Source organism: Rahnella sp. PAMC25617 (assembly GCF_050606005.1).
Lineage (GTDB): Bacteria > Pseudomonadota > Gammaproteobacteria > Enterobacterales > Enterobacteriaceae > Rahnella > Rahnella variigena.
Genome location: NZ_JBOCUM010000014.1, coordinates 58,695 through 72,967 on the forward strand (window position 1 = coordinate 58,695; position 14,273 = coordinate 72,967).

The 14,273-nt window shown below is 50.1% G+C and carries 11 protein-coding genes; 5 read left to right on the plus strand and 6 right to left on the minus strand.

Annotation, left to right across the window (positions count from 1 at the left end; all coding sequences use genetic code 11):
- Positions 1-244 precede the first annotated feature (244 nt).
- Entirely contained in the window at positions 245-967 is a 723-nt protein-coding gene (gene fadR, locus ACM615_RS17555; RefSeq protein WP_112288455.1) for a fatty acid metabolism transcriptional regulator FadR, read from the plus strand.
- Between the two features lie 119 nt (positions 968-1,086).
- Here the strand turns inward: fadR and ACM615_RS17560 are convergent, their stop codons facing one another.
- A complete protein-coding gene (locus ACM615_RS17560; protein WP_112288456.1) occupies positions 1,087-2,622 on the minus strand; it encodes a SpoVR family protein in 1,536 nt (511 codons plus the stop codon).
- 646 nt (positions 2,623-3,268) lie between these two features.
- On the opposite strand from ACM615_RS17560, the gene ACM615_RS17565 reads away from it, so the two are divergent.
- Both ACM615_RS17565 and dadX read left to right on the plus strand, forming a co-directional pair.
- Positions 3,269-4,570 carry a D-amino acid dehydrogenase gene (locus ACM615_RS17565; protein ID WP_112288457.1) on the plus strand — a complete coding sequence of 434 codons (1,302 nt, stop codon included), beginning with the start codon at positions 3,269-3,271 and terminating at the stop codon, positions 4,568-4,570.
- 72 nt (positions 4,571-4,642) lie between these two features.
- Entirely contained in the window at positions 4,643-5,716 is a 1,074-nt protein-coding gene (gene dadX / locus ACM615_RS17570) for a catabolic alanine racemase DadX (protein WP_129638158.1), read from the plus strand.
- 9 nt (positions 5,717-5,725) lie between these two features.
- Here dadX and ACM615_RS17575 read toward each other — a convergent pair whose 3' ends face one another.
- Positions 5,726-6,922, minus strand: a complete 1,197-nt coding sequence (locus tag ACM615_RS17575) for a multidrug effflux MFS transporter (RefSeq protein ID WP_431012242.1) — start codon at positions 6,920-6,922, stop codon at positions 5,726-5,728.
- 150 nt (positions 6,923-7,072) lie between these two features.
- Entirely contained in the window at positions 7,073-7,903 is an 831-nt protein-coding gene (gene nadE / locus ACM615_RS17580) for an ammonia-dependent NAD(+) synthetase (protein WP_129638160.1), read from the minus strand.
- A 469-nt stretch (positions 7,904-8,372) separates the two neighbouring features.
- Here nadE and ACM615_RS17585 point away from each other — a divergent pair, with 469 nt between their 5' ends.
- Entirely contained in the window at positions 8,373-9,137 is a 765-nt protein-coding gene (locus ACM615_RS17585; RefSeq protein ID WP_112288460.1) for a DUF481 domain-containing protein, read from the plus strand.
- Between the two features lie 145 nt (positions 9,138-9,282).
- Here the strand turns inward: ACM615_RS17585 and ACM615_RS17590 are convergent, their stop codons facing one another.
- From ACM615_RS17590 to yeaG, 3 genes are all read right to left on the minus strand, one after another.
- Entirely contained in the window at positions 9,283-9,582 is a 300-nt protein-coding gene (locus tag ACM615_RS17590) for a DUF1471 domain-containing protein (protein WP_112288461.1), read from the minus strand.
- A gap of 153 nt (positions 9,583-9,735) precedes the next feature.
- Complete coding sequence (locus ACM615_RS17595) at positions 9,736-11,010, minus strand: YeaH/YhbH family protein (protein WP_112288462.1); 1,275 nt, start codon at positions 11,008-11,010, stop codon at positions 9,736-9,738.
- Between the two features lie 34 nt (positions 11,011-11,044).
- A complete protein-coding gene (yeaG, locus tag ACM615_RS17600; protein WP_015697208.1) occupies positions 11,045-12,979 on the minus strand; it encodes a protein kinase YeaG in 1,935 nt (644 codons plus the stop codon).
- A 543-nt stretch (positions 12,980-13,522) separates the two neighbouring features.
- On the opposite strand from yeaG, the gene ACM615_RS17605 reads away from it, so the two are divergent.
- Positions 13,523-14,272, plus strand: coding sequence for a MipA/OmpV family protein (locus tag ACM615_RS17605; protein WP_112288463.1), 750 nt, complete (start codon positions 13,523-13,525; stop codon positions 14,270-14,272).
- Position 14,273: the final 1 nt, after the last annotated feature.

The window sequence follows — 14,273 nt, forward strand, 5'->3', positions numbered from 1 at the left end:
ATTCCCCAGTTCTCCTTTATCTGTAATTTATAGTGGTATCAAAAGCATAGGTCAGTGTAATTGTCTGACAGAAATTTTTCACCGGAACGGACTATCCCATAAGCCATTAAGAAATGTGAAATTCTGCAAACCCCTGCACAGTTTCAACATTTGTTCTGACTGACGGCTATAACAGGCGTTTTTCATCTGGTATGATGAGCTGAACTATATCCCTGATAAAAGCCCCACACGGAACGACAAACACATGGTTATTAAGGCACAAAGTCCTGCCGGTTTTGCCGAAGAGTATATCATCGAAAGTATCTGGAACAGCCGCTTCCCTCCGGGCTCAATTTTGCCTGCAGAGAGAGAACTTTCCGAACTCATTGGCGTGACCCGAACCACATTGCGTGAGGTGTTACAGCGGCTTGCCCGGGATGGCTGGTTGACAATTCAGCATGGAAAACCGACCAAAGTGAACAATTTCTGGGAAACGTCGGGTCTGAATATTCTGGAAACGCTGGCGCGTCTCGATCATGACAGTGTTCCACAGCTCATTGATAATTTGCTGTCCGTGCGTACTAACATCGCAACAATCTTTATCCGTAAAGCGATGCGAACCAATCCTGAAGAAACCCAGCAGGTACTGGCTAAAGCGGCGGAAGTTGAAGATCATGCCGAAGCCTTTACGGCGCTCGATTACGGCATTTTCCGTGGTCTGGCATTTGCCTCCGGCAACCCGATTTACGGTCTGATTATCAACGGACTGCGAGGTCTTTATACCCGCGTCGGACGTTATTACTTCTCCAATCCTGAAGCGCGTAAACTGGCGATCACTTTCTATAAAAAGCTGTCTGATATCTGCCACGAGAAAAGCTATGAGCAGATTGTCGATTGCGTGCGTAATTATGGCCGTCAGAGTGGTGAAATCTGGCACAGCATGCAGAGCGCGATGCCGGGTGATCTGACCGAACAAAAAAAACGCTAATTCCCTTCATCTTTCTAACTGTCTCTTCGTTGCCGCCTTGATACAATTCGATTGATTTCGGGAAGCAACAATAAATACAGGGCGCTTAGCGCCCTTTTTTATGTCTGAATATGGGAGGTTTATAGCGGCGTCGGACGCGGCGGGCAGCGTTCGAGTAATTCAACGCTGCCGTCTTCGTTGAGTTGCTCGATAAAGACATCGAAGCCCCACAGACGATGAACATGTTTCATCACTTCACGGCGGCTCTTATCGAGCGGTGCGCGATCTTGCGGGATATAACGCAGCGTGAGCGAGCGGTCACCGCGCAAATCGACATTCCAGACCTGAATGTTGGGCTCGTGATTACTCAGGTTATACTGCGCCGATAACTCCTGACGAATGGCGCGATAACCTTCCTCATTATGAATCGCCGCGATTTCCAGATAGTTATTATGGTCGTCATCCAGCACGGTAAATAACCGGAAATCACGCATCACTTTCGGCGACAGGAACTGGCTGATAAAGCTTTCATCTTTGAAATCCCGCATCGCAAAATGCAGCGTTTCAAGCCAGTCTGAACCCGCGATATCCGGGAACCAGTAACGATCTTCCTCCGTTGGTTCCTGACAGATACGTTTGATATCTTGCATCATCGCAAAGCCCAGCGCATACGGGTTGATGCCGCTGTAATACGGGCTGTTATAAGGCGGCTGATACACCACATTGGTATGGCTGTGCAGAAACTCCAGAATGAAACGGTCGGTGACTTTTCCTTCATCATAAAGATGATTAAGAATGGTGTAATGCCAGAACGTCGCCCAGCCTTCATTCATCACCTGAGTCTGTTTCTGCGGATAAAAGTACTGGCTGATTTTACGCACGATACGCAAAATCTCCCGCTGCCAGGATTCCAGCAGAGGCGCATTTTTTTCCATGAAATACAGCAGGTTTTCCTGCGGCTCTGAAGGGAAGCGTCGCGCCTGTTCAGGTGCATCAACGCTGTCCTTGCGCGGCAACGTTTTCCACAGCGTGTTCACCTGGCTTTGCAGATATTCCTCACGGCTTTTCTGCCGCGCCAGTTCCTCCTGCAAGGAGATTTTTTGCGGACGTTTATAGCGATCGACGCCGTAATTCATCAACGCATGACAGGAATCGAGCAACCGTTCAACCTCATCGACCCCGTAGCGTTCTTCACATTCGCTGATATAACGTTTGGCGAACAGCAGGTAATCGACGATTGAACTGGCGTCAGTCCAGCTTTTAAACAGGTAGTTATTTTTAAAGAAAGAGTTGTGGCCGTAACAGGCATGAGCCATGACCAGCGCCTGCATCGTGATGGTGTTTTCTTCCATCAGATAGGCGATACAGGGATTAGAGTTGATGACGATTTCATACGCCAGACCCTGTTGTCCGTGTTTATACAGTTGCTCGGTTTCAATAAATTTCTTACCGAACGACCAGTGAGTGTAATTAATCGGCATGCCGATGCTGGAGTAGGCATCCATCATTTGTTCGGAGGTGATGATTTCGATCTGATGGGGATAGGTTTCAAGCCGGTAAGACTTGGCCACCCGGTCGATCTCCGCAAGATAGGTCTGCAATAACTCAAACGTCCAGTCCGGTCCGTCGCTGAGACGTTTGTCCTCAGTTTTTTGCTTCTGGGTCACTGTTGTCATAAGCCGCACCCTCATTCAGTTATGGACGCTACAGAGTGTTTGATTCACAACCTTTTCTTAAGATTTCGCACGTCCATTGATAATCGTAGCTCAATCTGAGTGTGCTGTTAGATAAACACCATGGATCCCTTCCTGATTAACTCTATATCCTCATGGCTGATGGCTGTCAATTTCCCTTATCCGCCAGGTTTGTGTCATAAAATGCCGCTGATGAGAGTGGTATTCGTGTTATCAGTCCCATGCCTCGTTTTTCACCCCTTTATAAAAACCCACCTGTCCTGAATCGCAAAAATTCTCAATCCGTGAGGTAATATCACTACCGTGAGTGTTTGTGGTTTTTTATTCTGGTTTTATGGCTTTATTGAAGAATAAAAACCTTTTCATAAACCAGCTTTGATGCGCCCCCTGATTCGTGACATCAGTGCAGTCATTGCTATCATAAGACCATAATTTTCTTTCCCGATGGATGAAATGTTGCGAGATATCGTTATTTATTTCACCCTATTGAAATAAATGCCGTCATGAACGATAAATAATTGTGAAAGACCTCACGGTTATGAGTGACTGTGTTGGTGATTTTTCTCAGTCAGGTTAATTTCCTGTCATCAGAATATTATGCTTTGTTTGGGTGTGGAGTGGAGTCGATATGCGTGTGGTCATTTTAGGCAGTGGTGTGGTCGGTGTCGCCAGTGCATGGTATCTGGCAAAGGCGGGTCATCAGGTCACGGTCATTGATCGTCAGTCCGGTCCGGCGGAGGAAACCAGCGCGGGTAATGCAGGCCAGATCTCTCCGGGTTATGCCGCACCGTGGGCGGCTCCGGGCGTTCCGGTGAAAGCGGTAAAATGGATGTTCCAGAAACATGCACCGCTGGCAATCCGTCTGGACGGCACGCAGTTCCAGCTCAAATGGATGTGGCAGATGCTGCGCAACTGCGACATGAACCATTATCAGACCAACAAAAGTCGTATGGTGCGTCTGGCGGAATACAGTCGTGACTGCATGAAGGCATTGCGTGACGATACCGGCATTCAGTATGAAGGTCGTCAGGGCGGAACGTTACAACTTTTCCGTACCGCGCAGCAGTTTGAAAGTGCATCCAAAGATATTGCTGTTCTTGACGATGCGGGTGTGCCGTATCAGCTGCTGGAGTCCAGTCAGCTGGCCACCGCAGAACCTGCGCTGGCGCAGGTCGCGCACAAGCTGACCGGCGGTCTGCGTTTGCCGAATGATGAAACCGGCGACTGCCAGATGTTTACCCGCAAGCTGGCGGACATGGCGCGTCAGGCGGGCGTTGTCTTCGAATTTAACCGCACGGTGGATAAGCTGCATGTAGAAAACGGCGAAATCACCGGCGTGCAGTGCGGCGATGAGGTGGTGAAAGCCGATGCTTATGTGGTGGCATTTGGATCCTATTCCACTGCGTTGTTGCGCGACCTTGTGTCTATCCCGGTCTATCCGCTGAAGGGATATTCCCTGACCATCCCGATTACCGATCCTGCTTCCGCGCCGGTTTCAACTGTACTCGATGAAACCTACAAAATTGCTATCACCCGTTTTGATAACCGTATTCGTGTCGGTGGCATGGCGGAAATTGTCGGCTTCAATCTGAAACTGGCACAGGCGCGACGTGAAACGCTGGAAATGGTTGTAAGAGATCTCTATCCGAATGGAGGAAATGTCGGGCAGGCGACGTTCTGGACCGGTCTTCGCCCGATGACGCCGGACGGTACGCCGATTGTCGGACGCACGCGCATTAAAAATCTGTATCTGAATACCGGTCACGGAACGTTAGGCTGGACAATGGCCTGTGGCTCAGGGCAATTGCTGTCAGATATTATGTCGGGCGTGACGCCGGCCATTCCGTCTGATGATTTATCGGTTGAGCGTTACAGCCCGGATTTTATCGCGCGTCCAGCGGGGCCGCATAAAATGCATCCGGTAGGCTGAGTCCGCTGACATTATTTCCCATGCAGTGCCTGACGCTGCATGGGAATTACTTTGCTTATTACCGGAGCCGGTATGCCTCGCCCGATTTCTGCCACATTATCTCTTTCCGCATTAACCCAAAATCTGAACATCATTCGTGCCTTTGCCCCTGACAGCAAGGTCTGGACTGTTGTCAAAGCCAATGGCTACGGGCACGGGATTTCGCGCATCTGGCGCAGTTTGTCCTCCACCGATGGCTTTGCATTACTTGATTTCAACGAAGCTATTTTGCTGCGTGAAGCGGGCTGGCAGGGGCCGATTCTGCTGCTTGAGGGATTTTTCACTCCTCAGGATTTAATGATCGTTGATAAATATCGTCTGACGACTGCCGTTCACAGTGACTGGCAAATTAAAGCACTGGCTGAAGCGCAATTGAGTCAGCCGGTTGAGATCTACCTGAAAGTGAACAGCGGCATGAACCGTCTGGGGTTTCCCCCCGAGCGGGCGGGCGCTGTGTGGCAACAGCTGAGTGAACTGAAACAAGTTGGCGAACTCACCCTGATGAGCCATTTTGCTACCGCCGACAGTGTGGAAGGGGTCGATGCCCAGATGGCGGCGATTAATCTGGCCGGACAAAATATCCGCGGGCCACGGTGCCTGGCGAACTCGGCGGCGACCTTGTGGCATCCTCAAACCCATTATGACTGGGTGCGCCCTGGCATTATTATTTATGGTGCATCGCCAAGCGGTGAGTGGAAAGATATCGCTGATACTGGTCTGCAACCGGTGATGACGTTAAAAAGCGAGCTGATTGCCGTGCAGGAGCTTAAAGCGGGTGACCGCGTTGGCTATGGCGGCCGTTATCACGTGAGCGGCTCGCAGCGCGTAGGGGTGGTCGCCTGTGGCTATGCTGATGGTTATCCGCGCCATGCGCCGTCCGGAACACCTGTGTGGGTGGATGGCGTGTGCACAACCACGGTGGGGACGGTATCCATGGATATGCTGGCTGTTGATCTTACGCCGTGTCCGCAGGCGAAAATCGGTTCACCGGTCGAGTTATGGGGTAATCATTTGCCGGTAGATGATGTGGCGACGGCATGCGGTACGCTGGGCTATGAGCTGCTGAGTGCGCTGGCACCCCGCGTACCGGTGACGACAATCGATTAAAGAGAGCGGTTATTGTTCCAGACGGGTCAGACGGCCCGTCGATTTCTTACTGGCGCGACGTGCCAGCATCGCCAGACACCCTCCCGCCAGCATCACCAGCGCCAGACTCAGCTTTGGCTGCAACGGCAACGCCATCGCAATAAAGCCCAGCAACGCGCCACCGGCCATCTGCACCGAACCGACCAATGCGGAAGCGACACCTGCTTCGGCAGAGAACGGTTCCAGCGCATAGCTGGTTGCCGGCCCCATCAGGAACGCCAGACCGGCGCAGGCGCTGGCCACTGGCAACATATACAACCAGGTTGCGGTCTGTTCAGCAGGCGGAACCAGCGTTATCCCGGCAATCAGCCCGAGGCAGCCGATAAACATCAGAATCCCGCCCGTTTTCAGGCATACCGGACGTCCTACCTTGCGGATAATGCGGTTAGCGATAAAACTCATCCCCATGATCCAGAATCCGTTTGCGCCGAACACCAGGGAAAATTCCAGTGGGGTGAGTCCGGCAATATTCATCAGCACCGTCGGTGCCAGCGAAACGTACGTCAGTGCCATACCCATTGCGCCGGCATTAACCAGTGCGAAAGTGATAAAGCGGGCATCAAACAAGATACGTGCGTACTGACGGAACGGCAGTCCGGTATTGTTTTGCGTTCCTTCGGGACGGGTTTCCGGCAATTTGAAAATGACCAGCAGCAAAACTGCCAGCGTATAACCCGCCAGCGCCCAGAACGGCGCACGCCAGCCATAATATTGGGCAATCAGTCCGCCAATCAGCGGCGCCAGAGCTGGGATAATGTTGAGCGTGCCGTTGAGAAAACCGTACGCGCGGGCGGCATCGTTGCCGCTCATCCGGTCACGAACCCCGCTGAAAATCACCACCGATGTACAACAGACTGCCAGCCCCTGAATGACGCGCGAGAGCAGAAACATCCACGGTGCGATGGCTGTAGCGGCGACGATCGCGCCTGCCAGATAAATCACCACGCCGATGATGGCGATGGGACGGCGTCCGAATTTATCAACCAGCGGCCCGGCAACCAGCTGGCCGAGGCCCATCACCAGAATGAAAAGTGAAATTGAGGACTGAATGACCGCCTCGGTGCTGTTCAGACCCAGAGCAATCGCCGGGATCGCCGGAAGGTAAAGGTCGATACCCAGAGGGCCAAGCAGTACCAGGCTCAGCAGCAGGAAAAGGAATTTTTGCATTGAAAACATCACTGTCAGTCATCCGAAGGGAGGCTAAGGGTAATGATTTAGTTAAAGAATGGAAAGTAGCTTGTGATAATCGTGCGGGAAGGACTTGTGAAAAAAAACGGACACCTGTCAGTGTCCGTTAACGCAGAGATACCGGAAAGATTATTTTTTCTTCCAGAAATCATCAAACACCGTGACCGGTGGCTGGCGTTTGTGTTCTGTACGCAGATACCAGCCTTCGATAATCGTGGCATATTTATCGTCGACTTTTTTGCCTTCGAGATAATCGTCGATCAGCTCGTAGGTCACGCCAAGAGCAACTTCATCCGGCAAAGCAGGGCGGTTCTCTTCCAGATCCGCCGTCGGGGCTTTGGTATACAAATGTTCCGGGCAACCGAGCTCTTTAAGCAACGCTTTACCCTGACGTTTGTTCAGACGGAAAATCGGGTTAATGTCAGTACCGCCATCGCCGTATTTGGTGAAGAATCCGGTCACGGCTTCTGCCGCATGGTCAGTTCCGACCACCACACCTTTTTTCATTCCGGCAATGCTGTACTGCGCTTTCATGCGTTCGCGGGCTTTTTCATTACCTTTAATGAAATCACTCAGCTCAATACCAATTTCGCGCAATGTCGCTTCGCTTGCCAGTACGGCATTCTTAATATTGACGGTCAGAACCTGATCAGGCTGGATGAACGCGATGGCATCCTGACAGTCGGATTCATCAGCCTGCACGCCATACGGCAAACGGACAGCGATGAACTGATAATCGGCTTCGTGAGTTTCTGCGCGTAATTCGCTAATTGCCATTTGGCAAAGTTTGCCGGTGAGAGTAGAATCCTGCCCGCCGCTGATACCCAACACCAGTGTCCTGATGAACGGATGGGCCAGCAGATAACTTTTGAGAAAATCGACGCTGACACGAACTTCCTGTGCGGCATCGATATGCGGTTTAACGTGCAGAGCCTGAATAATCTCTTTTTGTAAAGCCATGACCACTCCTACTGAAGGCTGCCTTCGAGGAACCCGAGGCAAAAATAAGACGTTATCAGGATAAAACTACCCCGCATCGCTCAAAAGGACAAGATTCAGCGAAGAGTTCGGCGGAAATCTGTACGCTGCCGGCTTGCAACATTTCGAACCAAAGCGGCAGGAAAGAAGTAAAGTGTGGCACGCGATGAGTAATTACTGACTGATGTTGAAAATAAGAAATCAATGAAGGGAAATGTAATGATTCCGTATATTTCTATTGCAGGAAATATATGTCATTCGGAACTATCTAAAAAAGCCGCTTTATTAAGATATCCTGGGCTGAGTGCGTTATATTTGTTGCGGTAGAAATATTTGTATGTATGTGCCATCGAAATGGAGTTGCCAGGCTTGATTAACGGATCCTAATTAATGGCATACATCGTGTGGTTTTAATGTCGTTATTTGCCTTAAGTCTTATTGGGGAAACAAAATGTTTTTTCGGGTTGTACGTCGTCTACCAGCTTGTGCCATCGTCTGTGGTGCAGCGCTGTTCAGTATCTCAAGCCTTGCAGACACCACCATCTTCACTGCGTTAGATGACCCTGCTCAGGCGAAAAAGCCTTTCGAGGGCAACGTTCAGGCGGGTTACAGTGCGCAAACTGGTAACACCAGCAACTCCACGTTGAATGCTGATACCACCATGACCTGGTTTGATACCAACACGGCTTACAGCCTGTGGGGTTCTGCACGTAATACTTCTTCTTCCGGTGTGCGTTCATCCGAGAAGTACCAGGCCGGTGGTCGTACCCGTTATAATCTTGATAACGCGAACTATGTTTTCGGTCAGGGTAGCTGGCTGAGCGACCGTTACAACGGTTACCGTTCACGTACTGTCGGTACATTGGGTTATGGTCGTCAGATCTGGAGCGGTCCGGTTCACACGCTGAACCTGGAAGCGGGTCCGGGTGTTCGTCATGATGAATTCCAGCAGGGCGGTAATACCACCCGTGCCCTGGCTTATGCTTCCGGCACTTACGGTTACCAGATCAGCGACACTGCTCGCTTCACGCAGGGCGTTTCAGTTTTAGCGAACGATGAAACCACGCTGAACTCTGAAACTGCGCTGACCGTTGCGATCAACTCCCACTTCTCCCTGAAAGTGGCGTATGACGTAACCTATAACACCAAACCACCAGCCAGCGCGCCGGATAAAACCGATACCGTGACGTCTGTAAACCTGGTGTACGGCATGTAATTTCCCCTTCGGGAAATGATGCAAGAAAGCCAGAGGGATTATTCCTCTGGCTTTTTTTATGGATTATTTTCTGTGTGACGTGCAGGTTTTTGCGCTAAAAAAAAACCACGCACTCAGGCGTGGTTTCGTTATTTCTGAGCAGATATTATTTCTCTGCGTCTTTATATACTGTGGCTATTGCTTCAAAGTTCGGGCCTTTCTGGCCGGCAGCAATGATATGGTAATATTTACCGCCTTTTTCATCCGCTAACTTTGAGAGCTCATCGTGCAACTCACTTGGTGAACCGACTTTCCCGCCGGATTCAGCCACCTGGATGTTGCCGATTTTGACCAGTTTAAAGTGGGCGACTTCTTCTTTGGATACCTGATCGGCAGCTAATGCACTGAAAGTACTGAAAGAAAATGCAGAGATCAGCAGGGTAGTAGCTAAAGTAATTTTTTTCATATACAGCGTCCTTTTGTAGAGGTAAGTAATTGCTTTGCTCTTTTGAAGTTTAGACGGTATTTCAAAAAATACCCCAAGTCTGATGAGATTTTGTAAGAGATAAAAAAACAGCGGGTCATTAATAAATAATCCGCTGTTTTGAAAGGCTAAAGATTAGTGGTCCTGAACCTGCTTATGGAATAGCTCCCTGAACACCGGATAAATATCTTCCTGTTCGCGGATATGCTGCATGGCAAAATTATCGAATTTCTCCTGCAACACTTCGTATTCACGCCACAGCGTCTGGTGGGCGCGGCGGGTGATTTCGATGTAGCTGTAATAACGCACCAGCGGCAAAATCTTCTGTGCCAGAAGCTGGTGGCACAGAGGGGAGTCGTCAGCCCAGTTATCGCCATCGGAAGCTTGCGCGGCATAAATGTTCCACTGCGCCGGATCGTAGCGTTCCCTGATGACGTCATCCATCAGTTTCAGTGCGCTTGAAACGATGGTCCCGCCGGTTTCCTGTGAGTAGAAGAACTCCTGTTCATCCACTTCTTTGGCTTGTGTATGGTGACGGATATAGACCACATCGACGTTTTTATAGGTTCTGCTCAGGAACAAATAAAGCAGGATATAGAAACGTTTGGCCATGTCTTTGGTCGCCTGATCCATCGAACCGGAGACATCCATCAGACAGAACATCACCGCCTGGCTTGACGGCTCAGGGCGACGCTCATAGTTGCGATAGCGTAAATCGAAGGTATCAATGAACGGTGTTTTCGCGATCTTCGCCCGCAACTCGGCGATTTCTTTACGCAGCCGTTCTTCTTCGAGTAACTGTGCCGGTTCGCTGTGCTCGACCTCGGTCAGCGTCGATTCCAGCTCACGCAGCTCCCGTTTTTTACCCGCGGTCATCGCCGTGCGGCGGGCCAGCGAGTTTTGCAAAGAGCGCACCACACTGATATTGGCCGGTACGCCATTAGACGTATAGCCGGAGCGGTGGGTTTTGAATTCGTTAAGCTGTTTATGCTGGTTTTTACGCAGGTTTGGCAGTGCAAGATCCTCAAACAGCAGATCGAGATACTCGTCTTTGGAGATCTGGAACGAAAACTCATCTTCGCCTTCACCGTCCTGACTGGCTTCTCCCTGACCACTGCCGCCGCCACCGCCCCCTTGCGGTCGTTCGATACGGTCATTCTGCACAAAGTGGTCATTACCAGGGTGAACACGGTGGCGTAAGCCACCGCGACCCTGATGAAACATGGGTTCGTTGATATCAGCATTGGGGATCGAAACCGACTCCCCGCTGTCCACGTCGGTAACCGAACGCTTGTTGATGGCCTCGGCAATCGACTGTTTGATTTGCGACTTATAGCGGCGCAAAAAGCGCTGGCGGTTCACCGCGCTTTTGTTTTTGCCATTCAGTCGACGGTCAATGAAATACGTCATATTTCCCCCAAACGACGTTGCCAACGATCCTCTGTTACGAGGATTTTCTTACGCGCAGGTACCATTCACACAGCAAGCGAACTTGTTTGCGTGTATATCCTTTCTCCATCATTCTGTCGACAAAATCATCATGTTTCTTCTGTTCATCGGTCGACGTCTTGGCGTTAAACGAGATAACTGGCAGTAATTCCTCGGTATTTGAGAACATTTTTTTCTCAATGACCGTGCGCAGTTTTTCGTAACTGGTCCAGTTTGGATTGCGGCCGCTATTGTTAGCGCGGGCACGCAGCACGAAGTTGACAATTTCGTTGCGGAAATCTTTTGGATTGCTGATACCGGCCGGTTTTTCAATTTTCTCCAGCTCAGCATTCAGCGATTCACGGTCGAACAGTTGTCCGGTATCCGGGTCGCGATATTCCTGATCCTGTATCCAGAAATCAGCGTACGTCACATAACGGTCGAAAATGTTTTGCCCGTATTCTGAATAGGATTCCAGATAAGCCGTCTGGATCTCTTTGCCGATGAACTCAGCGTATTTCGGGATCAGATAGCCTTTCAGGTGCTCCAGGTATTTTTCAGCGATGTCCTGCGGGAACTGTTCGCGCTCGATTTGCTGTTCCAGAACATAGAACAGATGAACCGGGTTGGCGGCCACTTCAGCATGGTCAAAGTTGAAAACGCGGGACAGGATTTTAAACGCGAAACGCGTCGACAGCCCGTTCATACCTTCGTCTACACCCGCATAGTCGCGGTATTCCTGATAGGACTTGGCTTTCGGATCGGTATCTTTCAGGCTTTCACCGTCGTAAACCCGCATTTTGGAATAGCTGCTGGAGTTTTCAGGTGTTTTCAGCCGCGACAAAATCGAGAAGCGCGCGAGCGTTTCCAGAGTTCCCGGCGCGCACGGAGCATGGGAAAGTTCACTGTTGCTGAGCAGTTTGTCGTAGATTTTCATCTCTTCAGACACGCGCAGGCAGTAAGGCACTTTCACGATGTACACACGGTCAAGGAATGCTTCATTATTCTTATTGTTACGGAACGTCACCCACTCAGATTCGTTGGAGTGCGCCAGAATAATGCCGTTGAACGGCAGGGCGGAGATCCCTTCGGTACCGTTATAGTTACCTTCCTGCGTCGCAGTCAGTAACGGGTGCAGCACTTTAATCGGGGCTTTGAACATCTCGACGAATTCCATCACACCCTGGTTTGCACGACACAGCGCACCGGAATAACCATAAGCGTCAGGATCGTTTTGGGCGTGGTTTTCCAGTTTACGGATATCCACTTTCCCGACCAGCGCAGAGATGTCCTGATTGTTTTCATCGCCCGGTTCCGTTTTGGCGATGGCAATTTGTTCAAGAATAGACGGCCAGACTTTCACCACTTTAAACTTGGTGATGTCACCGCCAAATTCATGCAGGCGTTTTGCCGCCCATGGCGACATGATGGTGCCGAGATAGCGCGGAGGAATGTTGTATTCTTTTTCGAGAATATGCGCATCTTCCTGCGGGTTAAACAAACACAAAGGATGATCGTTTACCGGGCTGCGTTCGCCATTAGCGCTCAGCACATAAATCGGTACACGTTGCATCAGGGATTTCAGCCGTTCGGCCAGTGACGATTTACCGCCACCCACCGGGCCCAGTAAATAGAGGATTTGTTTCTTTTCTTCCAGGCCCTGCGCGGCGTGTTTCAGGTAGGAGACAATCTGTTCGATAGCCTCTTCCATGCCGTAAAACTCTTCAAATGCAGGGTATCGTGCAACAACACGGTTCGAGAATAAACGCGACAGGCGTGGTTCAAGCGCGGTATCTACCATCACTGGTTCACCGATTGCCATCAACAGACGTTCCGCCGCATTGACATAAGCACTGCGATCTTGCCGTGCAATGGTAAGAAATTCCTGCAGTGTGAACTCTTCGTCCTTGGCAGCCTCATAGCGCTGGCGATAGTGGTCAAATATGTTCATACGATGCCCGTCCTTCGTTATTTTACCCTTCGTCCTTGGAACCGCTGTTTGACCGCAATTCCAACGAGTTGGATATAGCACAGGTTAATGAGAGCTTTCTCAGCGCTCCCGGAAGAAAGATCTCCCACCTGAATGACAGCAACCCTTATGCCAACTTGCAGAACCCTTCAAAGCCGACAGTCACAATGATTTGTTTACTGTCAGACCCGGTGGGACGGGCAACCGTTCAGGCTAAGTCTTTCATCTATTTATAAGCGTAGTTTGGCATTAAGAAAATTTCCTCTATGGGTTGGGCGTTTTTTAAGCCATATCAATGACTCAGTTGTCGGAAATGCTCTGGAAAGCCTTACAGGGCGTGCTTTGCAGCGCGGATGTTGTTTCTTTAGTCATTTTTATTTCATATTTTGCAGATAAATTATGCGATCGCCTCTGTTTTACGTAATGAAACCGGTTCAGGACATTCTGAAAAACTGTAAATGCTAAGCGCAATGTTTAACGTTCATTTACACTAGCGACGATTTTTTACTTAATGGAATTAAGACAATGAAAATTTCAAACCTTAAAACACTGTCCATCGTGGGCGCGGCAGTGCTTTGCAGCCATGCAGCCGTGGCTGGCACCTGGTCACTTGGCGCATCAGCATTGGGTGACGTCAACCCGTATCGTGGATATGACAACAAAGTTTATCCGGTACCGCTGGTGTCTTATGAGGGTGATGATTTCTATTTCAAATCACTGACTGCGGGTTACTACCTGTGGAAAGACGACAGGAATAAGTTCAGCGTTACGACGACATACGTTCCATTTGGGTTTGACCCGGATGACAGCGATGATCATCAGATGAAACATCTGAACAAACGTCGCGGCACGTTATACGCTGGTCTGGCGTATTCACATATTGAAGACTGGGGTACGCTGCGCGCGACCTTCAATGGTGATGTACTGAACAACAGTAATGGTCTGGTCGCGGACGCTGCTTATCTGTATCCAATCCATCAGGATAACTGGGCGCTGGTGCCTGGGTTCGGTGTGATGTTCAACAGCAGCAATCAGAATGACTATTACTATGGTGTGACTAAAGGTGAATCACGTCGCAGCGGTCTGAGCAGCTATTCGGCTGATGATAGTTTTAGCCCATACGCTGAGCTTTCTGCTCGTTATAATTTCACCCGTGACTGGCAGGCATTCTTCACTGGTCGCTATATTCGTTTAGCGGATGAAGTTAAAGACAGCCCGATGGTCGATAAGTCATATTCGGCGATTGTCTGGACAGGTGTCACTTACACCTTCTGAT